Source organism: Bradyrhizobium murdochi (genome assembly GCF_000472965.1).
Classification (GTDB): Bacteria; Pseudomonadota; Alphaproteobacteria; order Rhizobiales; family Xanthobacteraceae; genus Bradyrhizobium; species Bradyrhizobium murdochi.
The window spans coordinates 150,346-174,246 of record NZ_AXAU01000012.1 but is presented as its reverse complement, the minus strand read 5'-3'; the positions used below and the strand labels follow the sequence as shown (position 1 = coordinate 174,246).

23 protein-coding genes are annotated in these 23,901 nt (G+C 62.6%); 7 read left to right on the top strand and 16 right to left on the bottom strand.

The genetic code is table 11. The features are described from left to right. Positions 1-26 precede the first annotated feature (26 nt). A complete protein-coding gene (locus YUO_RS0122740; RefSeq protein WP_028349346.1) occupies positions 27-869 on the bottom strand; it encodes a C40 family peptidase in 843 nt (280 codons plus the stop codon). Next, positions 862-2,244 carry a leucyl aminopeptidase family protein gene (locus YUO_RS0122735; protein WP_028349345.1) on the bottom strand — a complete coding sequence of 461 codons (1,383 nt, stop codon included), beginning with the start codon at positions 2,242-2,244 and terminating at the stop codon, positions 862-864. Before YUO_RS0122735 ends, YUO_RS0122740 begins: the two co-directional genes overlap by 8 nt. Positions 2,245-2,372: 128 nt before the next feature. On the opposite strand from YUO_RS0122735, the gene YUO_RS0122730 reads away from it, so the two are divergent. After that, the gene (locus YUO_RS0122730) at positions 2,373-3,209 is read left to right on the top strand and encodes a tetratricopeptide repeat protein (protein ID WP_028349344.1); all 837 of its coding nucleotides are present in this window, start codon (positions 2,373-2,375) and stop codon (positions 3,207-3,209) included. A gap of 200 nt (positions 3,210-3,409) precedes the next feature. Here YUO_RS0122730 and YUO_RS0122725 read toward each other — a convergent pair whose 3' ends face one another. From YUO_RS0122725 to YUO_RS0122680, 9 genes are all read right to left on the bottom strand, one after another. Next, on the bottom strand, positions 3,410-4,384 hold the full coding sequence (locus YUO_RS0122725) for a type II secretion system F family protein (RefSeq protein ID WP_028349343.1): 975 nt from the start codon (positions 4,382-4,384) through the stop codon (positions 3,410-3,412). Positions 4,385-4,394: 10 nt separating this feature from the next. After that, positions 4,395-5,372, bottom strand: coding sequence for a type II secretion system F family protein (locus YUO_RS0122720; protein WP_028349342.1), 978 nt, complete (start codon positions 5,370-5,372; stop codon positions 4,395-4,397). Positions 5,373-5,379: 7 nt separating this feature from the next. Beyond that, positions 5,380-6,846, bottom strand: a complete 1,467-nt coding sequence (locus YUO_RS0122715; RefSeq protein ID WP_083754674.1) for a TadA family conjugal transfer-associated ATPase — start codon at positions 6,844-6,846, stop codon at positions 5,380-5,382. A gap of 22 nt (positions 6,847-6,868) precedes the next feature. Continuing rightward, entirely contained in the window at positions 6,869-8,140 is a 1,272-nt protein-coding gene (locus YUO_RS0122705) for a CpaE/TadZ family protein (RefSeq protein WP_028349340.1), read from the bottom strand. Beyond that, positions 8,137-8,886, bottom strand: coding sequence for a CpaD family pilus assembly protein (locus tag YUO_RS0122700; protein WP_028349339.1), 750 nt, complete (start codon positions 8,884-8,886; stop codon positions 8,137-8,139). The genes YUO_RS0122705 and YUO_RS0122700 overlap by 4 nt, the downstream gene beginning before the upstream one ends. A 9-nt stretch (positions 8,887-8,895) precedes the next feature. Then, positions 8,896-10,359 (bottom strand): type II and III secretion system protein family protein, encoded by a 1,464-nt coding sequence (locus YUO_RS0122695; protein ID WP_028349338.1) that lies wholly within the window; start codon positions 10,357-10,359, stop codon positions 8,896-8,898. 17 nt (positions 10,360-10,376) lie between these two features. Further along, complete coding sequence (gene cpaB, locus YUO_RS0122690; RefSeq protein ID WP_028349337.1) at positions 10,377-11,168, bottom strand: Flp pilus assembly protein CpaB; 792 nt, start codon at positions 11,166-11,168, stop codon at positions 10,377-10,379. Between the two features lie 126 nt (positions 11,169-11,294). Then, positions 11,295-11,819: an A24 family peptidase gene (locus YUO_RS0122685; RefSeq protein ID WP_028349336.1), complete on the bottom strand. Its 525-nt coding sequence runs from the start codon at positions 11,817-11,819 to the stop codon at positions 11,295-11,297. Positions 11,820-12,017: 198 nt separating this feature from the next. Next, on the bottom strand, positions 12,018-12,182 hold the full coding sequence (locus tag YUO_RS0122680) for a Flp family type IVb pilin (RefSeq protein WP_028349335.1): 165 nt from the start codon (positions 12,180-12,182) through the stop codon (positions 12,018-12,020). Positions 12,183-12,490: 308 nt separating this feature from the next. On the opposite strand from YUO_RS0122680, the gene YUO_RS0122675 reads away from it, so the two are divergent. Then, entirely contained in the window at positions 12,491-13,318 is an 828-nt protein-coding gene (locus YUO_RS0122675; protein ID WP_028349334.1) for a sterol desaturase family protein, read from the top strand. An 18-nt stretch (positions 13,319-13,336) separates the two neighbouring features. Next, on the top strand, positions 13,337-14,785 hold the full coding sequence (locus YUO_RS0122670) for a hypothetical protein (protein WP_028349333.1): 1,449 nt from the start codon (positions 13,337-13,339) through the stop codon (positions 14,783-14,785). Between the two features lie 51 nt (positions 14,786-14,836). Here the strand turns inward: YUO_RS0122670 and YUO_RS0122665 are convergent, their stop codons facing one another. Next, positions 14,837-16,075, bottom strand: a complete 1,239-nt coding sequence (locus YUO_RS0122665; protein WP_028349332.1) for a glycosyltransferase family 87 protein — start codon at positions 16,073-16,075, stop codon at positions 14,837-14,839. A gap of 225 nt (positions 16,076-16,300) precedes the next feature. On the opposite strand from YUO_RS0122665, the gene YUO_RS0122660 reads away from it, so the two are divergent. The 4 genes from YUO_RS0122660 (at position 16,301) to YUO_RS0122645 (ending at position 19,167) form a co-directional block, all read left to right on the top strand. Next, positions 16,301-17,131 (top strand): sterol desaturase family protein, encoded by an 831-nt coding sequence (locus tag YUO_RS0122660; RefSeq protein WP_028349331.1) that lies wholly within the window; start codon positions 16,301-16,303, stop codon positions 17,129-17,131. A gap of 201 nt (positions 17,132-17,332) precedes the next feature. After that, a complete protein-coding gene (locus YUO_RS0122655; protein ID WP_051379588.1) occupies positions 17,333-17,767 on the top strand; it encodes a pilus assembly protein N-terminal domain-containing protein in 435 nt (144 codons plus the stop codon). 223 nt (positions 17,768-17,990) lie between these two features. Then, a complete protein-coding gene (locus YUO_RS0122650; protein WP_028349329.1) occupies positions 17,991-18,545 on the top strand; it encodes a TadE/TadG family type IV pilus assembly protein in 555 nt (184 codons plus the stop codon). Positions 18,546-18,564: 19 nt separating this feature from the next. Continuing rightward, complete coding sequence (locus tag YUO_RS0122645) at positions 18,565-19,167, top strand: TadE/TadG family type IV pilus assembly protein (RefSeq protein ID WP_028349328.1); 603 nt, start codon at positions 18,565-18,567, stop codon at positions 19,165-19,167. A gap of 330 nt (positions 19,168-19,497) precedes the next feature. Here YUO_RS0122645 and YUO_RS0122635 read toward each other — a convergent pair whose 3' ends face one another. From YUO_RS0122635 to YUO_RS0122620, 4 genes are all read right to left on the bottom strand, one after another. Continuing rightward, positions 19,498-21,081 (bottom strand): TadE/TadG family type IV pilus assembly protein, encoded by a 1,584-nt coding sequence (locus YUO_RS0122635; protein ID WP_028349327.1) that lies wholly within the window; start codon positions 21,079-21,081, stop codon positions 19,498-19,500. A gap of 281 nt (positions 21,082-21,362) precedes the next feature. Next, positions 21,363-21,575, bottom strand: a complete 213-nt coding sequence (locus tag YUO_RS0122630) for a cold-shock protein (protein ID WP_002714433.1) — start codon at positions 21,573-21,575, stop codon at positions 21,363-21,365. A gap of 268 nt (positions 21,576-21,843) precedes the next feature. After that, entirely contained in the window at positions 21,844-22,131 is a 288-nt protein-coding gene (gene infA / locus YUO_RS0122625; RefSeq protein ID WP_028349326.1) for a translation initiation factor IF-1, read from the bottom strand. A 23-nt stretch (positions 22,132-22,154) separates the two neighbouring features. Then, positions 22,155-23,597 carry a DEAD/DEAH box helicase gene (locus YUO_RS0122620; protein WP_028349325.1) on the bottom strand — a complete coding sequence of 481 codons (1,443 nt, stop codon included), beginning with the start codon at positions 23,595-23,597 and terminating at the stop codon, positions 22,155-22,157. Positions 23,598-23,901 lie beyond the last annotated feature (304 nt).

Sequence of the window (23,901 nt, the reverse complement as noted above, 5' to 3'; positions counted from 1 at the left end):
CGCGGTGATGACAGCGGGGCTTGCGGCTATAGCCGCTTGACCGCCGTGACCTCGCTGCCGAGGGCCTTGATCCGCGCAATAGCCTCCTGCGTATTTTCCACCACCGTCGCCATGTGGTGCGCATTGGCGTGCACGATGCTGTCGGCGTCGCGAACGATCGCGACGTGACCCTTCCAGAAGATCAGATCGCCGCGCTGCAGCTTCGTCATCTCGTTCTTATCCAATGCCCGGCCAAGACCCGCCTCTTGCATGTCGCTATCGCGCGGGCAGCCGGTGCCGGCGGCGTTCAGCGACACTTGGACGAGGCCGGAGCAATCGATGCCGAGCGAGCTCTTGCCGCCCCAGAGATAGGGCGTGCCGATGAAGCGTTCGGCGACCGCCACGAAATCCTTTTCCACCGCGTCGAGGCTGCCGACATGGTGGCGCGGCAGATACCAGCCGTCGCTTGTAATGGCGAACGCGCCGTCTTCGCGTATGACCGTCACCCTTGCTTCCGTTGCCAGCGTCTCGACCGGCGGCAGCTTGATCGAGGGGCCCGGAAACGCGAACGTCCGCAGCACCGTGACCTTGTGCGTCGGTGCGGCCGCAGGCTTTGCCAGCGCGGCATCCGGAATCCAGCCGACATAGCCGTCGCTCGCGAGCTGACCCCACGCAAACCCTTCGCCATTGCGGTCGTAGATCGTGACGCGTTCGCCCTTCAGCGCCTGCGTCAGCATCATGGCGCCCGCAGCAGGTCGCTCCCACAGCGGCGCGATGGCCTCACATACGCAAAATTCCTCGCCGGACACGTAGCGCGCGGCCCTCACCTTGCCTTCGAGATATTTCGCGGCGATTTCGGGCCGTGCTGGCGTCAGGCGCGGATCATGCATAGCGTTCGCTCAACAGTTTGTAGATCGCGCGTGCGGCCTGGCATTCGCCGCCTTCGGGACGCGCGGGTTTTGCGGAAGGCGTCCAGCCGTAGATATCGACATGCAGCCAGCTTTTGGCATCGGTGACGAAGCGCTGCAGGAACAGCGCGCAGGTGATCGAGCCGGCGAAGGGGCCCGACGGCGCGTTGTTGATGTCGGCGACCTTCGAATCGAGCCACGAATCATAGGGTGGCCACAGCGGCATTCGCCACAACGGATCGTTCTCCCTTTTCGCATGCGCTGCGACGCTTTCGGCCAGCGTCTCATCATGGGTGTAAAAGGGCGGTAAATCCGGTCCCAGCGCCACCCGCGCCGCGCCAGTCAGTGTGCCCAAATCAATCAACAGATCCGGTTTGTCTTCGTCCGCCAAGGCCAGCGCATCCGCCAACACCAACCGACCCTCGGCATCGGTATTGCCGATCTCCACGTTAAGTCCCTTGCGCGACTTGAAGATGTCGAGCGGACGGAAGGCGTTGCCGGCGACCGCGTTCTCGACCGCGGGGATCAGTACGCGCAGGCGGACCTTCAGCTTCGCGTCCATCACCATCTGCGCCAGCGCCAGCACGTTGGCGGCGCCGCCCATGTCCTTTTTCATGATCAGCATGCCGCTGGACGGCTTTAGGTCGAGCCCGCCGGTATCGAAGCAGACACCCTTGCCGACCAGCGTCACTTTGGGGTGGGCGGCATCGCCCCAGCTCAGGTCGATCAGGCGCGGGGCACGCGCCGAGGCCATGCCGACCGCGTGGATCAGCGGAAAGTTCTGCTTCACGAGGTCGTCGCCGACGATGCAGTCGAAGCTGGCGCCGAAATGCGCCGCCAATGCCTTCGCGGCTTCCGCCAGTTGCTCCGGCCCCATGTCGTTCGACGGCGTATTGATCAGGTCGCGCGCCAGCGCCGCCGCTTCCGCCATCCGCGCGATGTCGGTGATATCGACGTCGTCGGGCGGCACCAGCCGGACCTCGGGCTTTTCGGCTTTGCGGTAGCGGCCGAAGCGGTAGCTCCCGAGCGCAAAGGCGAGCGTCGCCAGGCGCGGGTCGTGCGGCGCGTTGGCGAAGCGATAGACGCCCGGCGGCAGCAGGCCGGGCAGCGCGCCGGGCCGGAACAGGTCGCGCGACTTCGCGGTTTCTTCATCAAGCCCGAACACGACCTGCGCAATCTTTCCGTCGGGCGCCGGCAGCGTCAGGCACTTGCCTGGCTTGGCGATAAAATCATTGGCGAGCGCAAACTGACGGGCCGATTCGGGAAGTTCTTTGGCGATCGCGCTCCAGGTGGCTTTGGTGGCGAAGGTAATCGGAATGGCGGGGGCGATAGGCGCGGTCTCGAACGGCGATTGCATGCATGTCTCGCGGGGAATGGGCGTGTCCGGCTGGCATAGCACAGCCGATTAACCGGCCGTTAGGGTTAACAGTCTATTGCTGACTAGCACGCTACATTTGTTCCGCCATTCCCGTGAGTTGAAGTGCCATGCGTCGATCGTCCAGCCACGCCGGGTCTTTTGCCCGGTTCCTGACCTCAGCCGCGGTAACCGCGGTTTTGGCCGCGGGCCTTGGCGGCTGCCAGACCATGTCCGACATCACGGGATCGCTGAACTCATCGTCACCCAAGGCCCAAGCTGCCCCCGATGATCCGCGCCGCGCGGCCGAGATATATGGCGAGCGCTATCGCGCCAATCCCAAGGATGCCGAGGCGGCGCTGGGCTATGGTCAGGCGCTCCGCGCTACGGGCCAGCGGGCGCAGGCCGCCGCCGTGCTCGAACAAGCCACTATCGCCCATCCTGGCAACAAGACGCTGCTCGCTGCTTACGGCCGCGCACTCGCCGATAACGGCAATTCGCAGGCTGCCTTCGAGGTGCTCAGCCGCGCCCATACACCGGCCAATCCCGACTGGCGCATTCTTTCGGTGCAGGGGACCACGCTCGACAAGATGGGCAAGCACGAAGAGGCCCGCCGCTACTACGCGAGCGCGCTGAAGATCACGCCGGAAGAGCCCTCGGTGCTGTCCAATCTCGGCCTCTCCTACATGCTGACGCGGGAGCTGCCGCAAGCCGAGGAAACGCTGCGGCGCGCCTATTCCAATCCGCGCGCCGACGCCAGGGTGCGGCAGAACCTCGCGCTCGTCGTCGGCTTGCAGGGCCGTTTCGTCGAAGCCGAGACCATCGCCAAGGGCGATCTGCCCGCCGACGAGGCCGCCGCCAACGTGGCTTACCTGCGGGAAATGCTAAGCCGCAAGGACAAGGACCATTCGCGTCCCCCCGGCAACAGGGCGACCGTCCCGGTCGCCGCCCTCAACCGGCCGGACTGAGCATCACAGCGGTCACCCGCCGCAGCCTTTGATCGCCATAGGCTCCGGCCCTGCAGCATCCGGGGAACGGAGACTGCTTCCAGGTCTCAAAAGCTCTGATGTCCCGGAGGCGGCGCGGCACGCAGTGACGCGACGCAGAGCCGGAACCTACGACCAGCGGACATGTGCCCGGGAAGCGCCGGCCCGCCGTGCCGCTCGCCTCACGGCATCGCCTGAAGCTTGATGTAGGTCGGTCCGAGAATGACGATGAACAGGCATGGCAGGAAGAACAGGATCATCGGCACGGTCAGTTTCGGCGGCAGGGCCGCCGCCTTCTTCTCGGCCTCGGTCATGCGCATGTCGCGGTTTTCCTGCGCCATCACGCGCAGGCTCTGGCCGAGCGGGGTGCCGTAGCGTTCCGACTGCATCAGCGCGAGACAGACCGATTTCACGCCCTCCAGGCCGGTGCGCTTGGCGAGATTCTCGTAGGCCACCTTGCGGTCCTGCAGGTAGGACAATTCCGCCGTGGTCAGCGCGAACTCCTCCGACAGCGCGATCGATTGCGACGTGATCTCGGTGGAAACCTTGCGGAAGGCGACTTCGACCGACATGCCGGACTCGATGCAGATCAGCAGGAGGTCAAGCGCGTCGGGAAAGGCGCGCTTGATGGAGAGCTGTCGCTTGCTGATGGCGTTTTTCAGGAACAGCATCGGCGCCTGCAGCCCGAGATAGGCGGCGCCGATGCAGATGCCGAGCTTGACCGTCAACGACTTGTCCAAGTTGGTGATCACGAACACATAGAGGGCCGCGCCGAGAAACAGCGCGACCGGCGTCACCGCGCGGGCAAACAGGAAGGTGATGTAGGGCGCGTGGCCGCGGTAGCCAGCCATGACCAGCTTGTCACGCGCGGCTTCCTGCGCCAGCCATTTGGTCAGGTTCAGGTCTTCCACAACCTTGGAAACGATTTGCTTCGGAGTCTGGCGCAGCGATACCTTTTCCGATTTGTTGAGGCGCTCGCGCTCGCGCTGGCGGAGCCGTTCGCGCTCGCTGGCCACCGCCTTCATGCGTTTGGCAAGGCCTTCGCCGGCGAACAGCGGCATGATCAACGTATAGGCGGTCGCACTCGCCGCGATGGCGGCAAGCAGCATGGTCATGAACCGCGCGTCGTGCATCTTGCCGATCAGAAACTCAATCATAGGCGCACCGTCAGAAGTCGAAGTTGATCATTTTCTTCATCACCAGGACGCCCATCCCCATCCAGCTCACGCAGCATAGCAGCATGAACTGGCCGAGGTGGGTGGTCCAAAGCAGCGAGACGTAGTCGGGGGTCGTGATCCACACCAGGAGCATCACGGCCGGCGGCAACGAGCCGATGATGCCGGCGGAGGCCTTGGCTTCCATCGACATCGCCTGAATCTTCTCCGCCATCTTCTTGCGATCGCGCAGAACCTTGGAGAGGTTGCCGAGTGCTTCCGACAGGTTACCGCCGGACTTCTGCTGGATCGCGACCACGATGCCGAAGAAGTTCGCCTCCGGTAACGGCATCCGCTCATACAGCCGCGCGCAGGCGTCGCCGAGCGGCATGCCGATGGTCTGGGTTTCGATGATGGCGTTGAACTCGCTCCTGAGCGGCTCCGGCGAGTCGGCTGCGACCACCTTGATCGATTCGAACAACGGCAGACCGGCCTTGATGCCGCGTACGATGACGTCGACGGCGTCGGGAAGCGCTTTCAGAAACGCCTTCTCGCGGCGCTTCTTGAGGTAGCTCAAGAGCCAGCGCGGCAGGCCGAGGCCGGTGCCGAATGCCATCACGGCTGCGCCCAACAGCGAGCCGCCGACGATGAATGCGAGCACGAAGCCAACCGCCGCGAGGATGCCGGAAACGATCCAGAATTTCTGAGGCGTCCAGGATCCAAGGCCGGCTTGGGCGAGGCGGGTCGAGAGCGGAACGGACTTGTCCTTCTTGCGGCGGGCGTCGAGTTCCTTGAGCGATCCCTCGACCTGCTCGCGACGCGAGCGCTGGCTTTTCTCGGCCTGCCGCGCCGGCGCATCGGAGCGGGCGATCGAGGCGCGGCGGGATTCGGCCTTCTTCTCGCCCGACAGCGTCGGATAGATGAATACCCATGCCAGGCCGCCGATGGCGGTGGCGGCGAGAAACGCCAGTGCGAGCGCTTGCATGGTCATCGCCTCTTCACGTCTTGTCGACGACTTCGGCGGCATCGAGTGCCGCCGCAAGCCGCTTCTCTTCGTTGTAATATCGCGCGCGTTCCCAGAACTTCGGACGGCCGATGCCCGTCGAGCGGTGCCGCCCGATGATCTTGCCGTTGGCGTCTTCGCCGAGCAATTCGTAGACGAACAGGTCCTGGGTGATGATGGTGTCGCCTTCCATGCCCATCACCTCGGTGATGTGGGTGATGCGGCGCGAGCCGTCGCGCAGGCGCGCGGCCTGCACGATGACGTCGATCGAGGCGCAGATCATCTCGCGGATGGTGCGCGAGGGCAGCGAGAAGCCGCCCATCGTGATCATGGATTCGCAGCGCGACATGGCTTCGCGCGGGTTGTTGGCGTGCAGCGTTCCCATCGAGCCGTCGTGGCCGGTGTTCATCGCCTGCAACAGGTCGAACGCCTCGGGTCCGCGGACTTCGCCGACGATGATGCGTTCGGGACGCATACGCAGGCAATTGCGGACCAGCTCGCGCATGGTGACCTGGCCTTCGCCCTCGATGTTGGGCGGACGGGTTTCCAGCCGCACCACGTGAGGCTGCTGCAACTGAAGCTCGGCGGCGTCTTCGCAGGTGATGACGCGCTCGTCATGCTCGATGAACTGGGTCAGGCAGTTCAGCAGCGTGGTCTTGCCGGAGCCGGTACCGCCCGAGATCAGCACGTTGCAGCGGACACGGCCGATGATCTGCAGGATCGTCGCGCCTTCCGGTGAGATCGCGCCGAACTTGACCAGTTGCTCGAGCGTCAGCTTGTCCTTCTTGAACTTACGAATGGTGAGGGCAGGCCCGTCGATCGCCAGCGGCGGAACGATGGCATTGACGCGGGAGCCGTCGGCGAGGCGGGCGTCGCAGATCGGCGAGGATTCGTCGACGCGCCGGCCGACCTGGCTGACGATGCGCTGGCAGATGTTGAGGAGCTGCTGATTGTCACGGAAGCGGATGCCGGTCTTCTGGATCTTGCCGGCGACTTCGATGAACACCGTACCGGCGCCGTTGACCATGATGTCGGCGATGTCGTCGCGTGACAACAGCGGCTCGAGCGGGCCGTAGCCGAGCACGTCGTTGCAGATGTCGTCGAGCAGTTCTTCCTGCTCGGCGATCGACATCACGATGTTCTTGATCGCGATGATCTCGTTGACGATGTCGCGGATTTCCTCGCGCGCGGACTCGCCGTCGAGCTTGGCGAGTTGGGCAAGGTCGATCGCCTCGATCAGCGCGCCGAAGATGGTCGCCTTGACCTGGTAGTAATTGTCGGAGCGCCGCGCCTCCATGGTGGGCGCGGGCTGCTGCTTTGCGGGTGCGAGCGGCGGCGAAGCCACCGCCGGCGCCGCGACCTCGCGCGGCACCGCTACGGCGCTGGAGACCGGCTCCGGCGCCTGAATGGCGGGCTTGAGGACCCGCGTATCACTATCATTTCCGCTACGCTTACCGAACACGATGGCACTCCACGCGGGCTATCTACTTCTTGGCCCGCAACTTCTCGATCAAAGGCGACAGCAACGAACTCTTCGGCTTCTTGGTCTCGCCGCGGCCGGTGAGCCGTTGCGCAATCTGCAGGAACATCTCGGTGGTGCGATGCGTTGCGGAGATCTCCGCAATCATCTGGCCGTTATTGGCGGCCGAGCCGAAGAGTTGCGGCTCGAACGGGATCGCGGCGATCGGGTGGTTCTCGATTGCCTTGGCGAACTCGGCGGCGGGAATTTCCGGCCGCTTCGGGATACCGACCTGATTGAGGCAGTAGAGCGGCGCACGATCGTTCGGCCGCGATGCCTTCAGGAGGTCGAAGATATTCTTGGTGTTGCGCAGGTTGGCGAGATCGGGCGCGGCGACGATCAGGATATCGTCGGCCGCGATCAAAGCGCGCTTGGTCCATCCCGACCATTGATGGGGAACGTCGAGCACGATGCAGGGCATCGTGGTGCGAAGCGTATCGAAGATCGAATCGAAGGCTTCCGCGCCGAAATCGTAGACCCGGTCGAGCGTGGCCGGCGCCGCCAGTAGGCTGAGATGGTCGGTGCATTTCGACAGCAGGCGGTCGAGGAACGCGGTATCGACCCGGTCGGGCGAGAACACGGCATCCGCGATACCCTGCGGTGGGTCCTGATTGTAGTCGAGGCCTGCGGTGCCGAAAGCGAGGTCGAGGTCGGCGACCACGGAATCCAGCGCCAGATCGCGCGCGATCGCCCAGGCGACGTTGTGGGCGACGGTGGACGCGCCGACACCGCCCTTGGCGCCGACGACGGCGATGATGCGGCCGACGGCCTTGGCTTCCGGCGAGGAGAACAGGTTGCAGACCGAGCGGACGACGTCGATGGCGCTGACCGGCGCGATGACGTAATCGCTGACGCCGCGGCGGACCAGTTCGCGATAGAGCATGACGTCGTTGATGCGCCCGATCACGATCACGCGTGTTCCGGCGTCGCAGACGGCGGCGAGCTGGTCGAGGCCAGCGAGAATGTCGTTGCGGCCCTCGGTCTCCAGGATGATGACGTTCGGGGTCGGGGCCGAGCGATAGGCCTCGATGGCCGCGGCCATGCCGCCCATCTGGATCTTGAGATGAGCCTTGCCGAGGCGGCGGTCTTCGCCCGCCGACTGCACGGCGGCCGCGGTTTCCACCGTCTCGCAGAACGCCTGCACCGACACCCGCGGCGCCGGTGCGATGTGGTCCTCGGTCGACGGCGCCGTGATTTCCGGCTGCGGTTCTGTATTCTGGCGCGAGTAAGTGATCATTTGCCGGTATCGCTGAGTTTGGCCCTTTCGGCCTCGGGATAGGTGGTCGCGGTGGTCGTACCCTTGCGATACTTGTCGAAGGCGACGCCACGGCGCGGCGCAAAGGCTGGGGTTTCGGGACGCGGCTGCGCGAGGTCGGATGGGTTATCGACCATCGCCGCTAGGTTGCGCTGGTTGGAGCAGCCGAAATTGTAATACTGTTTGTTGTCGAAATAGCTCTTGTTGTTGATCGACGGTCCGAGATCCTCCGGCCACAGCCCGCACGGCCCGGCCACCGCCGAGATCTTCGGATAGTTGAGGCGGATCGCGGCCATATGCCTGGGATCTTCCGGGTGATACTGACGGACATTGATTGCGCGCGGCGGCACGCCGGCAGCGGCAAAGCTCGCCCGGATCTCGCGCAACGAGTCCTCGGCCGCCCGCGCGTTCGGCGTATTGACGGGTACGTCGACGCTGATGACGCCGGTGCCTTCGCGAAGCCAGTCCTGGGCCAGACCCATGACATCGGCGCGCTGAGAGGCGGACAAGCCGCCGCGTCCGCGACCGACGAAAACGACGATCGAGCGGTCGGCTTCCTGGACCGCGATCGGATGGCGCTGGCGGTAATCATCGGGCACGCCGGCCGTCGTCACGGGATCGACGACGGTATGCTTGCAGGCGCCGAGCGCCACGGAAAGGCCGATCAGCGCTGCGGTCAGGCGAAGCGCGCGATTGTGATCGGCGGGTTTTGTGCTCTGTGCTGTCATTGTCCCGCCTCAGTCCGTAATAAAGCCGTAGGTGCCGCGATAATTCCGCGCCTTCTCGACGCGGCCGGGAACGCCGTAGATGCGATTGATGCTGCCGAGCAGGTCGGCCTGCGGATCCGATGCGCTGGCAAAGCCGTCATCGGGGCGCGACAGGTCCTTCTGCGCCACCGCGCGCACCACATAGGGCGTGACCAGAACCATCAGTTCGCTCTGGTTGTTGACGAAGTCGCGGCTGCGGAACAGCGTGCCGAGAACCGGCAGTTGCGCCAAACCCGGAAGACCGTTGATCGCCTGCTTGGTCTGGTCCTGGATCAGGCCGGCCATCGCCATCGCGCCGCCGGAGGGAATTTCCAGCGTCGTCTCGGCGCGGCGGGTCTTGATCGAGGGGATCGTCGTTCCACCGGCACCGCCCTTTAAAGCGTTTTCGGTCGAGACTTCCGACACTTCGGTCATCACCCGAAGGCTGATCCGCCCCTCCGTCAGCACGACTGGTGTAAAGTTGAGCGAGATGCCGAACTTCTTGAAGCTAACTGTCTGGACGCATTGCCCGATGCCACCACCCACTGTGGTTTGGCAGGTCACGCCGGTCGGAATTGGAAATTCGCCGCCGGAGATAAACGTTGCGGATTCGCCGGAAATGGCTGTGAGGTTGGGCTCGGCAAGGGTCCGCACCACGCCGGCGCTTTCCATCGCGCGCAGCGTCGCCGTCACGGATGGCATCGTGCCGAATCTCCCGGTAAGGGCGTTGTCGGCGACGAGCGGCGCACTATTTGCGGTGAACGGGTTGCTGTTGTTGAAGTTAACAACTGATGTCCCGTAGGTCATGCTGGCGCTGAGATCAATGCCGAGTTGCTTGATGACCGAGCGCTGGACTTCGGCGAGCGTGACCTTCAACATCACCTGGTCACGGCCGCGAACTGCAATCGAATTGACGACCTTTTCGGTGCCGCCCACCAGGCGGGCGGCGATGTCGGCGGCCTGCTGCGCCTCGACCGGGCTCGCCGCGCTGCCGCTCAGCACCACGCCGTCACCGACGCCTTCGATCTGGATGTCCGAATTCGGCAGCGACTGCTTCAGCGCCGCGCGTACGCCGTTGAGGTCGCGCTTGACCGCGATGTCATAGGCCGCGATCTGCGCACCGGTGGAATCGAAGAAAACGATATTGGTCTGGCCGACCGCCGCGCCGATGATATAGGCGCGCTGGGTCGAACGCACCACGGCGTTGGCGACCTTCGGATCGGCAACCAGCACGTCCTTGATCTCGCGCGGCAGGTCGATCACGAAGGATTTGCCGATCCCGAGAGAAACGAAGCGCGCGTTCATCTGCCCATCGGTGGACACCGGCGCGACGCGATAGTCGCTCGCCACCACCGGCGTCAGCGCCGGATTGAGCGTGAGAGCAGCCACGGCCGAAAACGACAGGGCGCGGACGATGAACGTTCGCATCATCGGCTGAATTTCCCTGCACTTCATATCGTGCGTCCTTTTGGTCACTTCTGCACCGTCTGCTGGCTCGCAACGCCGTAACGGATGACGTTGAGGTTCTCGCCGCGCTTGTTGAGTTGTTCGTCCGGCTTTTCGACCGCGTTGACGTCGGCGATGCTGCGCAGCGCCAGCGTCAGCGAGCCGTTCTGGCGCGACCGCGCCAGCGTCTCGGCCTGCTCGGGCTTGAGTTCGAGGGTGACCGTCCTGCCGACCAGCGCACTGGCGCCTTCCTTTTCCTTCGGCGCCTGGTCGATCGCGAGAACGCGAACATTGCTGAGAATGATCTCCGAACTGGAGACGTCCGGGCCCTTGCCGTCCGGATTCTTCTCGCGCTTGGTAAGAATCACGTCGACGCGGTCGTTCGGCAGGATGAAGCCGCCGGCGCCGGTTTCCGGCGAAATTTCGGTGGAAATGGCTCGGTAGCCTGCGGGCAGGATCGCCGCCATGAAACCGGAGCCGTCGGCCTTCACCAGCTTCTGCTCGCGAATCGGCTCGCCCGCGATGAACGGCGCGCGCGCGATCGAGCCGGTGATCTCCTTGACGGCGTCGGCCTTGCTGGCACGGCTGATGAAGTTGCTGCTGGCGGACGTGGCCGGCCAGGTCTGCCATTGCAGATCGTCGGGCTTGACCGACTTGCCGAGGTCGATGTCCGATTTTGCGACGAGAATATCGACGGTCTGAAGCTGCGCGACCGGCTGAGCCGGGGCAGGCTCGTTGCCGGACCCGCTGGCGAGATATGCGGCAATGCCGCCGGCGCCGATCGCGATGGCCAGGACCACAATGCGTGGCTTATTCATACGCTTCACTTTCCACATTACGCCGCGACGCTTCCGTCGCCGTGATGGGAGTTGACCAGCTATTCGTCAAAGCATGGTTAATGAGGCGTGTGTAAATTGCCTTAACGGAAAGTTAGCGACGCCGGATCAGCGCATGGCGAGGTGAGTGAGGTCGACCGCCTTGATCCATTCGGTCTCCGGATAGACGATCAGCGCGCCGAGCGCGAGCGCGATGCCATAGGGGATTCCGCTCTGCTTGTCGTGCAGCCGGTTTAGCCAGGCTTGTCCCGTGAGCAGGGAAGGCAGCGGCCATTGCCGAAACTGAATCAGCAGGACCGTCAGCGCGCCGCCGAGCAGCGAGGCATAGACCAGATAATTGAGGAGATGGTCGAAACCGAACCAGAGCGCCGCGCTGGCCGCGACCTTGGCGTCGCCGCCGCCGACCCAGCCCATCGCAAAGCAGGCGAAGGCCACGACGAGAACGGCGGCGCCGGCGCCGAAATGCAGGAGGATGTCGTGAAGGCCCATGCCGCCGAACACCGCAAGCGCGACAAAGCCCGCGATCAAGGCCAGCGACACTCGGTTCGAAATCGTCATGGTGAAAAGGTCGCTCGCGGCTGCGAACGCCATCAGGGCTGGAAACAGCAGGAGGCGGGCGGTATCGAGGATCATGAACTCACGCTTGCTGGCGATTGACCCGATGTCCAGGCTCCGGCCGAGCCTAGCCACGAGAAGTGAACAATCGGGAAACGCCGGAAATCGTAGGTCGTGCGCATCCGAGGCGCTTTCTGAGTCCGACGCGCGGATCTTGCGAAAACAACAAAGGCCCCGGCATGCCGGGGCCCTTGAAAACTGGCTCGCAACCGTCGCTTACTTCAGCGAGGTCGAGATCGCATTGAACTTGCTCGACAGCGTGGTGCCGAGACCGTTGACGACGCCGATGATCGCGATCGAGATGCCGGCGGCAATCAGGCCGTATTCAATGGCGGTCGCGCCGGACTCGTCCTTCACGAAACGCGAAACGAGATTTTTCATGATAACTCCTGTGTGTACACACGTGGCTGGTCGAACTTAAGTTTGGTCTCGCCGGCGTTCTCAGCACCGTGACCATGGCGTCACCCTAGGGTGCGACAATTTCGGCGCAGTTAATTCGATCGTGCAAAAATGCTTGGAGCTTGCAGTTCTTGAGCACAGTAAACACCGCATTAAGGCATCCGATAAAATGCAAGCGCGACGTCATGCACGTCTACACGCGGTCGCGCCGTGCCGGCCGACTCCTTTGATTCACGGCTCCTTAAGCGCGAGCGGATACCCCTTGCAGTGTCTGATTGAACGAGGTCGTCATGTCCAGTTTGCCAATGGAAGTCATCGAGGTAGTGGGCCAGACGATAGCGAAGGTCGTTCCTGTCACGATCGCGCTTGCCCTCGTGTTCACGGCACTCTCGCATTTCTGGGCCTGCAATCCGGGCAAACCTTGGTGGCGCAAGCGCGAGCTCATCACCGACATCTGCTACTGGTTTCTCGTGCCGGTGTTCGCGCGCATCTTGCGCATCGGACTATTGGTGCTTGGCGCCGGCGTCGTCTTCAACATTCACGAGGCCGACGACCTGATCGCATTCTACGACAATGGCCATGGACCGCTGTCGCAGCTTCCGCTCTGGGTGCAGGCGCTGTTGTTCCTCGTTGCATCCGACTTCATGCTGTACTGGCTGCACCGCATGTTTCACGGCGGCGGGTTCTGGAAGTATCATGCCATCCATCATTCCTCCGAGGATCTCGAGTGGATCTCGGCGGCGCGGTTTCACCCCGTCAACCTGTTCATCGGAACGATCCTGGTCGACGTCATCCTGCTGATGGCGGGCATTTCTCCCAACATCATGCTCTGGGTCGGGCCGTTCACGACCTTCCACTCCGCCTTCGTTCACGCCAACCTGAACTGGACATTGGGGCCGTTCAAATACGTGCTTGCCACGCCGGTCTTCCATCGCTGGCATCACACCTCGCTTGAGGAGGGCGGCAATACCAATTTCGCGGGCACCTTTCCGCTCTGGGACATCCTGTTCGGAACGTTCCGCATGCCGAAGAACCGGCTGCCCGACAATTACGGCGTCGACGATCAGCAGATCCCGACCGAGATCGGCGGCCAATTGGCCTATCCATTCCGTCAGTAGCCCGGCTGGAAATTTCGCATGAGCACTGAAGTCGGGACGATCCAACGCGCCAAAGCCTTCAGGCTTGGCGATGTCCCGGCATGGTTCTGGCTCGGCATCGCCGTCTACGCGCTGGTACTGATCGGTAGATGGCTTCTGAACGATTCCGATACCTACTGGCAGATCGCCGTGGGCCAGTGGATCCTCGACCACCACGCTTTGCCACGCGTCGATATCTATTCTTTCACCAAGACCGGAGAGCCGTGGACATCATCGTCCTGGCTGTCGCAGGTACTGTATGCGGTGAGCTACAATCTGGCGGGCTGGACCGGACCCGTGGTTCTCGCCGCGACCTCCATCGCCGTAACCTTTGCGTTGTTCGCCCACATCCTCGGCCGCCGCATTCCCGCGACCTATGCGGTCGCGGTCGCGATCGCGGCGCTGGTACTCTCGATGGGGCATTTTCTGGCGCGCCCGCACGTGTTGGTGCTGCCGATCATGCTGGCATGGGCGTACGGGCTGATGTCGGCGAGCGAGCGTGGACAGGCGCCATCGCCATGGCTTTTGCTGCTGATCGCATTGTGGGCGAACCTGCACGGCGGATTCGTGTTCGGCCTGGTGCTGGTCGGCGCCTTCGCGCTCGATGCGCTGTGGAACGCCGATCGCGCGCAGCAAAGGTCGCTGACGCTGCGCTGGGCAGCATTCGGCGTCGCCGCTTTGGCGGCGTGTTGCGTCACGCCCTACGGATGGGGATCTATCCTTGCGGCGCGCAAGATTCTCGATCTCGGGGAGCTGCTGCATCTCATCTACGAATGGATGCCGGCCAACTTCAGCAAGTTCGGCCCGTTCGAGATGTCGATCCTGGCGTTGATCGCGGGCGCGCTTTACGGCGGCGTAAAGCTGTCGCCGCCGCGGATCGCGCTCGTGTTGGGTCTTTTGCACATGGCGCTCTCGCACGTTCGGAACGTCGAGATCTTCGCGTTGTTGCTTCCGATCGTGGTGCTCGCACCGGTGGCGTCGCAGTTCGCGTTGCGGCCGGCTTGGTCTGCCCGCACCGGCGCCCCGATGCCTGTGCTGGCCGCGGTGATGATCCTCCTTGGCGGCTGGACATGGCTGGTCGCGGCCAACACCCCATTTGCGCCGCCCGAAAACCACTCGCCGGCTGCCGCCGTCGATGCTCTCAAGGTGCGCGATCCCAAGCGTGTCCTCAACGACCTTCCCTTCGGTGGCTATCTGATCTGGCGGCAGATGCCGGTGTTCATCGACGGCCGTGCCGAACTCTACGGCGAGGCGTTCGAAATGGCGTATTACCGCGCGCTCCAGCTCAAGGACGTCAACCAGCTTCTCAGCCTTCTCAAGGACTACGAGATCGACGCCGTGCTGCTGACGCCCGCCACCCCGGCGGCGAGCCTGCTCGATTATCTCGACGGCTGGCAGAAAGTCTACGCGGACAAGAACGCAGTGCTGCATGTTCGCGCCGCGAATTGATTGATCGCGGCAGTTACCGGATCAACGGCGATTTCGCGCAGGCGGCGCTTTTCACCCCGTGATGCTGCTGCTCGGAACCATCGCCGTTGAGGGCAACGGCTCCCGCCGCCACCATGGGCCTGCGCGGCGCAAGATCAGGCCGGCGACGATCAGCGTAGCGCCGAGCCCGACCGGGATGCCTGCGAAGATGAAGGTCAGGATCAGGGCCATCGCAGAGCCGAGAGCGGGAAGCTCGTAAGCGCGAAATCCGGACTTCAGTCCGATACGGACCAGGAACGCTATCGGAATCGCCAGCACCATCATGTCGTACATGTACAGATACGGCGTGCTCAACAAGGTGCCGGCCGCAAGCGCCGCGGCCTTCATCGTGTAGGGCACGCGGCTCCGCCACATCAGTGCCAGCACAGTGGCAACCGAAGCGGTCAAGACCCATTGAAACGCCCACGCCAATTGGTCGGAGCCGCCCAAATAGCGCACCTGCGCGAGAAGGCTCTGCAGCTTCCACCACGCGGCCCTGCCTTCGGTCAGGAAGGCTTGCGAGGACAGCGGCAGCCAGTGAAAGAACGCCTGCCAGCTTTCGGTGCCGAACGCGAGCCAGGACGCGAAAGCCAACAGGACAGCCGTGACGCCGGCGCTAATGAACACGCGCCAGTGTCCGGCGGCGATCAGCACGATCGGAAACAACAACCCGTATTGGGGCTTGTAGCTGAGCAGCCCGAGACACACGCCCGCCAGAACCGGTCTCGTCGGTAGCAGGTAGAGTGTGCCACCGATCAGCGCGGCGGTCAGAAAGCCGTTCTGTCCGACCATCATGTTGACGAACAGCATCGGAAGCGCGACCGCGAGCATCAGGCCGAAACTACGGCCAACCACCGCCCGCATCACCGCGAGATATGGCACCAGGCTGATTGCCATCCAGCCAAGGAAGGCCATCGGATAGGGAAACTGAGCCAGAAAGGTCGCAACGAACAGGAACGGCGGTGGATAATGCCACGCGAAATTGCCGGAGAAGTCCTGGCCAAGTACCGCTACCTCGACTTGCCTCTGGATATCCCAGTCATAGGCCAGTGCCGGATGACCATCGAGGGCGAGGCGGCCCGCGGCCCAGACGTTCACGAAATCGGTCGGCTCGAGGCGGCCATTCAGATCGTAGATCCAGAAGCCCAGGAAGTACGCTACCGCGAAATAGCCGGCATTGATGCCGCATAGCACAAAGCACGCTCTGAACAGCGCGTCAGGGACGGCGCCTTCCCCGGGCGGGTTCATCGCAGCTTGTGCCAAAGTGGCCATGCGGATTCTCTTGCCTTTGCTGGAGCTCAGACTCTCAAGCAGTAGGCCGGAGTGAATTGCCGAAATCTTAAGCCTTTGGATATTCCAGCAGGATTTCGACGGCGCCGCTGGATGTCAGCGGTCAAACTGGCGGGTGCACCCGAATTCTGGTAGCGAGTCCGCAAACACAGGGCCCACCGGTTGGAGCAATTGCCGCTCCGGGTTGCCCGACCGGAAGAGACGGATATGCCGGGCCTGCCCACGGAAATCGTCGAGATGCTAGGCCAGACCTTGGCCAAGGTGGTGCCGGTCACGATCGCGCTGGCGCTCGTGTTCTCGCTGCTTTCGCATTTCTGGGCCTGCAATCCCGGCAAGCCGTGGTGGCGCAAGCGCGAACTCGTCACCGACATCTGCTACTGGTTCCTGGTCCCGCTGTTCGCGCGCGTATTCCGCATCGGTCTATTGGTGCTCGGCACCGCTTTGCTGTTTGGAATTCACGACGCCGACGAGCTGATCGCCTTCTACGACAACGGCCACGGCCCATTGTCCAGGATGCCGTTGTGGCTGCAGGCGATGCTGTTTCTGGTCGCTGCCGACTTCATGATGTACTGGCTGCACCGCATGTTCCACGGCGGCGGCTTCTGGAAATACCACGCCATTCATCATTCGTCGGAAGATGTGGACTGGATCTCGGCGGCACGCTTTCACCCGGTTAATCTCGTGTTAGGCACTATCGGGGTCGACGTCGCGCTGCTGATAGCCGGCATTTCGCCGGGCGTGATGCTGTGGCTCGGGCCGTTCAACATCTTCCATTCGGCGTTCGTGCACGCCAACCTCAACTGGACGCTGGGGCCGTTCAGATATGTCGTGGCGACGCCGGTGTTTCACCGCTGGCATCACACCTCGCGCGAGGAGGGCGGCGACACCAATTTTGCCGGCACTTTTCCGCTCTGGGACATCCTGTTCGGGACCTTCCGAATGCCGAAGGGCGCGCTGCCGGAGCAGTACGGCGTAGACGATCAGTCCTCGTTCCCGCGCGAAATCATTGGGCAACTGGCTTACCCATTCCGCAAATAGGCCGGCGGCGGATTTCTTGCCGCACAGCCGGGTCTATTTGCCGTTTGTTCATGAATTGTCGTCAGATTCACCTTGTCGGGCGCCGGTTCCGCTGCGTATCGCCATCGCCGGCTTGTTGATGCCCCGGGGTAAAGTATGTCGTTCAAGTTCCCGCGTATTCGCGCACGCGCGCGTTTTGGATTGCGTTCTCTCGCAGCAGGAATGCTGCTGTGGCCGGCCGTCGGCCTGGCCTCGCCCGATCCCGACCGAATCGCCGTCTATGTCGACCAGGCGAAGCTCGTGAAGCTTCCCGCCAAGGTCTCCACCATTGTGGTCGGAAACCCCTTGATTGCGGACGTCACGCTGCAGAGCGGCGGCATCGTCGTCGTCACCGGCAAGGGCTACGGCGCGACCAACTTCATCGCCATGGACCGCAACGGCGAGGTGCTGGTGGACCGCCAGATCCAGGTCGAAGGCCCGACCGATCAGCTCGTCACCGTCTACCGCGGCATCGAACGCGAATCCTATAGCTGCATGCCGATCTGCCAGCGCCGGGTCACCCTCGGTGACGGCGACGGCTACTTCAAGACCGCCATCGACCAGGCCGGTTCGCTCAGCGGTCAAGCCAGCGGCGCTGCAGGTAAAGCGGGAAACTAAGCCCTAACTAAGCGGTCCCTTCGCTAGACGGGTCAGAGGAAGCTTGTCGGCGCGTCCAGCACATTACGCTGTCTGCGATTCGATATCGGCCCGCATGCTCCGAGGTTAGTTAACGCCCGGTTAGCGGGGCGGGCCGCCCCGCTTCGATTCGACGAAACACTTCCACAATCACTTTCAGGTAGCTCTTGCGGGCGGATAATCGCTGCCGTCTGGGGATTTTTCGATGTCGTCACCTGCTCCTGCAACAGTCTCTGTTAGAAGTCTATTGCGTCGATTTCGCCGCAACCGGCGGGGCGCCGCCGCCGTCGAGTTCGCGCTGATCGCGCCGTTGTTCTTCGTCCTGCTGTTTGCGATTATCGAGGCGGCGATTGTGTTTTTTGCAGGCCAGCTTCTGGAACAGGGAACGGCGGATAGCGCGCGGCTGATGATGACGCATCAGGCCCAGGACAGCGGCATGGACGAAACTGCGTTCAAAACGAACCTCTGCGATCGCATCAAGGTGTTGTTCAACTGCAGCAGCAATCTGGCCAACCTTACCGTGGATGTGAAGGTCTTTACCCCGGGCACCGCGATCACGATTACCGATCCGATCGTCGCTGGAAGCCTGACCGGACCTTTCTCATATTCTCTGCCGCCATCGGGCTCTCCCAATACCATCGTCGTTCGCGCCTTCTATAAATGGCCGTTGTTCGTGACCGGGTTAGGCTTCAACTTGGCAAATCTCAACGGCAGCCAACGGTTGCTCGCTGCGACCGCCGCTTTTCATGTAGAGCCGTAATGCGATGATGGTGTCCCTGATGCAGAAGATGTCGCTTCGCGTGCGCAGTCTGTTGGACGATCGCAGCGGCCTTGCGGCGGTTGAGTTTGCCATGATCTTGCCGATGATGGTGGTGATGGTCTTCGGAGTGGTCGAGATTTCGTCGGCCATTTCTGTGGATCGCAAGGCCACCCTGGCTGCGCGAACGCTTTCCGATCTGACGTCTCAGACGAAGAGCGTGGCAGATGCCGACCTCAAAAATTTTGGTCAAGCGGCAAAGGCGATAATGACACCCTACCCGGCATCGCCGTTGATATCCTCGATTACGCAGGTTTACGTCGATGCATCGGGAGTCGCTAAGGTTCAGTGGAGCAAGGGGCTGACGATCGATGCGTCCGGAAATGTCGATATCGCGGCGGCGCCTCATAACAAGGATGACATTGTGACATTGCCGTCGACTCTCGTCGTGGCCAAGGGCACATACGTGATCTGGAGCAAGGTCAGCTACAAATATACACCGGCCGTCGGCTATGTGCTGGCGAAGACAGGCCTCACCTTTAACGGTGCCGCCTACACGCGTCCGCGGACGGAGCTCTGTATTACATATCCGACGGGTGGCTACGCCACTTGTCAGGGCTCGTAGCATTAAACTAGTGGCGATCTTACCTTGGACGACGGGCGCCGCTGTTTCGTGGGTGAATTGGTCCGGCTTCGGTAAGGGCGAGCCCGATCCGCTGCATTGGAAAGCGGTGCCGTACGGCTTCGATCGGATCAGGATCTAATGCGCGCGCCAGCAGCGCGGTATTTCCTGCATCGATCGTCTGCCTGGCCGCCGAACGGAAACCTTAGTCTCTTCGTGGTCGTTCCGGGCGCCTTGCCGTCTGGGGACATCCGCAGTCGTGGCCGATTTTGACGACGGGTCTTGCCGGCCAAACAGCCCATTGGGAGGCTCATGGCCGGCCCTTCTGTCAGGTCAGTGCGTAATATGTGCGGTCTGCAGCGCGTGCTTGAACATGGCGTTCAGCGCCGCTTTGATCTCATCGGGCGTGCTCGCGGTGTAGAAGAAGCTGGGCGACGCGCATTTCTTCAGGCTGGCCGGAATAAACTTAATGTTGTCGTTGGCATAGGTGCCTTCATTGCCGGCAAAGCTCGTATTCACGGGATCGATCTTTTCATAGGGAATGTAGAGCACGGAAACGATGATGCCGCGGTTCTTGAGGGCTTCGCAGGAGGGAACGGTCGCCAGACTGTTCTGGAGATCAATCGTGGTAGCGTGGTTGCTGCCCGACCAGGAACCGTTGGGAACGCCCTTGACCTGGTTGTTCTGTGCGCCGTCGGTGACGAGGAAGACGTAAGGCTGCGGGGTGGTCGGCGTGCTGCCGTCGCCGACGGCGCCGGTGCCGCCGGAGATGAGGTTATTGACCGAAGTAAGCGCGGCACTGATATGCGTGCCGCCGGAGCCAAGGTTTGCATTTATATTTGTGTCAAGCTGCGTGGCAAGGTTTGCGGCCGCGTAGTTGATGGTGCCGGAGGTTTTGGGATCGCCGTTGATGCTGCTGGTCAGCGGAAAATAGGCGTAGAGGTACCGAATGAACGGGTAGAGTCCGATCCGGAACTGGTTGGCAACCTTCTTCTCGGTGTTCGCGGTCTTGAATAATTCGTTCAGGGCGTAGCCGACCGCGTCGAGGCGCAACTGGATGCAGGCGTCGGTGCCGTCGGTCTCGCAGGATGAAACGGGCGGCAAGGCCGTATACAGCGAATTCGGCAGGCCGGGCACCATCGTATCTGGGAGCTTCTTGCCCTTGGGATAAGTCGAATTGACTGTCGTGTTCGAGAGCAGACCCTTGTAGCCGCTTTGGCTGACGCGCGAGATGGCATAGCCCATGCAGTAGTTGTTCGTTGGGTATGCCTGGGTCCCGGTATTGGTGCACGCGCTGTTCTGCGGCGCAAAATGGCAGGCGAAGGTGCAGCCGGTGGGATATTGGCGATAATTATCCGGATTGACTTGGGAAAGCCGCGTCTGTTCGGCGGGCGTCGACGCCAGGCCCATCGAGCCCGAGACGTCCAGCGTCAGATAAAAATCGAGATACGGCGGCAACGAGGCGGCCGAACTTGAAACGCCCGTCACCGTCAATTTCTGAAACCCGACCACTTTCATGAAGGTTACCGGTACGTCGGCCGAGAACGTGACACTGGCAGCCAGCTTGATTCCGGTCTTCGTAACGGTGCTGTTGCGAGCCAGATTTTGGTAGCCGGTGACCCCATTCATGTTGGCATCAAAGACATTGTTGGCATCGGTAACGCCGGCGGTGACCGAGCCGTTGCCTGTCATGACCGAAGCTGCGAGAAAGCCAGGCGACTTCTGTGCAAGCGCGGCGATGCTCGCAGCGTCCGCCGCGGTTTGCATTTTGGCCTTTATTCGGGTCGCCTGCGAGTAATCCACCGCACAGCCGACGGCCGATATCAGGGGGATCGCTGCGATCGTGAAAATTACCGCGACATTGCCGCGTTGATCGCGGCGGAAACGGGAAAGAAGCTGCTGAAGACGGAATTGCACGAGAGCGCCCCTTGGCTATCCAAAAGCGCGCGATCGTAGCCGCAGCCCCCCTAAGTGCCCCTTAATTCAATTGCCGAAAAACAGGGAGATCTCAGATGTGACCGATTTCAGCAGCGGTCGGTTACGATCTCTTTACTACGTGAGCTCCGCGAAGACGCAGCCCCTGCGCGTTCTTCGTCGATAGCCAGATGCTCGCACCAACCAAAATAAAAAGGCCGCGCATCAGCGCGGCCTTTCTATATTTCGAACTGGATTTCTCGGCCGAGGCCGGAGCAAATCCTTTATCCGGCGGCGCGCAGATTGTCGGCCGAAGATTTGCCAGAGCGGCGATCTGCCACGATTTCGTAGGAGATCTTCTGGCCTTCACGCAACGTTCCGAGGCCGGCACGCTCGACTGCGCTGATGTGCACGAACACGTCATTGCCGCCGTCATCCGGCTGGATGAAGCCATAGCCCTTGGTAGCGTTAAACCACTTCACGGTTCCCATGCTCACGGGGGTAGTCCCTTCTCAGATAGACAAGTCGTAGCCCACCTTTCGATGGGCTGGTGAGATCGAATTTTTGGAAGGGTCGTCAGCGTCTAAACCGGCTGTACCGGTGGATAGCTAATGTCGTCCGGCCGAAAATCGATACCTAATATTATTCGATAGTAGGGTTCAAAACAATCCTGACGTGCGATTTTTTGATTCGGCCGGCCAGCCGCCCTCGTTCGCGCGCGACGCGGCCGCGTCGAGCGCGATTTCGAGGGCGTTTACGATCTGTTTACCGGCGGCGGAACTGGCCGCCGCGCGGCGGCGCGCCGCGTGGGGCGCCCGGTGTCGACGGACGCTCGTCCTTGTGTCGGAAGATCAGGCGACCCTTCTCCAGATCATACGGCGACATCTCGATCGTCACGCGGTCGCCTGCCAGCGTCTTGATCCGGTTCTTCTTCATCTTGCCCGCGGTATAGGCAACAATCTCGTGTCCGGCATCGAGCTGCACGCGATAGCGCGCGTCGGGGAGAATTTCGGTCACCAGTCCTTCGAACTGGATCAGCTCTTCTTTAGCCATGGTGGTCTCCAGATCGATCGAGGCTAGCGCTGTGGTCGGTGGCTACGGTTCGGTTGATTATTCGGACGGCTCTCGCGATGCAAGAAGGCGACGCCTTGAATGCCTTCGCTGTGGCCGGCCTGGCTCTTGCCGCCCTGCTGGGCAGGACGCGGCGCTTCGTGCCTGTTCGGCTGCTGCGCATTATTACCACCACCGCGGCGGCGTCGGCGAGGGCCTTTTGCGCTTGGGGCCGGTTCATGGGAACGGCTAGCGTGGACGCGTGTTCCAGGCCGTCCGCCCCGGTGCTGGGCGGCGGCCGGCGCCGCGTCACGGTGGCCCGGCGTCCTGCGGTCTTCCCGCGGCAGCGCAATGCGAATCAGCCGCTCGATGTCGCGCAGATAGCCCATTTCCTCGGCGCCCGCGATCAGCGAGATCGCGACGCCCTCGGCGCCGGCGCGCGCGGTGCGGCCGATGCGGTGGACATAGGTTTCGGGAACATTGGGCAGGTCGAAATTCACGACATGGCTGATGCCGTCGACATCGATGCCGCGGGCGGCAATGTCGGTGGCGACCAACGTGCGGATCTCGCCGGAGCGGAACGCCGCCAGCACGCGTTCCCGGTGGTTCTGCGACTTGTTGCCGTGAATCGCATTGGCTTCGATGCCGGCCTTGGCCAGCACCTTCACCACCTTGTCGGCGCCGTGCTTGGTGCGGGTGAACACCAGCGCGCGGTCAACCGGTTCCTGCTTCAAAAGCTGCGCCAGCACCGCCGGCTTGGCCGCGAAATCGACCTGGATGATGCGCTGGCTGATCCGGTCGGCCGTCGAGGCCACCGGCGTCACCGCCACCCGCGCAGGATCGCGCAGCATGGATTCGGCGAGTTCCGCGATATCCTTCGGCATGGTGGCCGAGAAGAACAGCGTCTGCCGCTTGATCGGCAGCTTGGCGACGACTTTGCGGATGTCGTTGATGAAGCCCATGTCGAGCATACGGTCGGCTTCATCGAGCACCAGGAACTCGACCTGGTTCAGCTTCAGCCCGTTGCTCTGGACGAGATCGAGCAGACGGCCGGGGGTCGCCACCATCACTTCGACGCCCTGCATGACCGAGCGGACCTGGCGGCCCATCGGCACGCCGCCGATCGCGAGCGCCGAGGTCAGGCGGATATGGCGGCCATAGGCGTTGAAGCTGTCAAGGATCTGGCCTGACAGCTCGCGGGTCGGCGACAGCACCAGCACGCGGCAGCTCTTCGGCTGTGGCCGGATGCGGTTCTCCAGGATCCGGTGCAGGATCGGCAGCGCAAACGCCGCGGTCTTGCCGGTGCCGGTCTGGGCGATGCCGACCACGTCACGGCCGGTCAATGCGATGGGAATGGTCTGGGCCTGGATGGGCGTGGGCGTGTGGTAATTTTCTTCCTTGAGCGCACGCGAGATGGGATCGGCAAGGCCGAAATCCTGAAAGGAGGTCAAAAGGGTGGTTCTTTCCATTAAAAAAGCAGGCGCCCGGCGATGTCAGCCAGGAGCGCGCGAGTGTGTCTTAAGACACCCGCGTGTTTGGGGCGTCGGTTTTGCTAGCTGAAGGGGGCAAGCCAGAAACCGCAAAACGGGATCAGAACACGCGGCTCGCAGGGACCTGATGATTCTCTAGGTCACGGCAGTCATATGGAGCACCCGCGCTCCGCTTTCAAGGTGAATTCGGCGCGCCTCGCCAGCGCGGTTAAAGAAACCGATCGGGCAGGTCGCGCCCGTGCCGCCCGGCCAACCCAGACGATCAAAATTCGTGCAAGAAATT